Origin of the sequence: Clostridioides sp. ZZV15-6388 (assembly GCF_020657755.1) — a bacterium.
Taxonomy (GTDB): domain Bacteria; phylum Bacillota; class Clostridia; order Peptostreptococcales; family Peptostreptococcaceae; genus Clostridioides.
Window position 1 is genome coordinate 1 of the sequence record NZ_JAGWCU010000132.1, and the last position, 272, is coordinate 272.

The 272-nt window shown below is 25.4% G+C and carries 1 pseudogene; it reads left to right on the forward strand.

Going from position 1 to position 272, the window contains the following annotated elements:
* Nucleotides 1-272 (forward strand): annotated as a pseudogene (locus KGF48_RS20050) (RNA-guided endonuclease TnpB family protein); the annotation flags it as partial.

Below are 272 nucleotides of genomic sequence, written 5' to 3' on the forward strand. Positions count from 1 at the left end.
CTTTTTTAGAGATAAATCAGTAGGTTTTCCTAAATTCAAATCTAAGAAAATAAACTATCATAGTTATACTACTAACAACCAAAAAGGTACTGTAAGGATTGAAAATGGATATATAAAATTACCTAAATTAAAATCGATGGTTAGAATAAAACAACATAGAATGTTTGATGGAGAAATAAAGAGTTGTACTATATCGAGAACACCAGGTAATAGATATTATATTTCTATATTAGCAGAAACTGAAATAGAGAAACTAAAAACTATTGATAAGA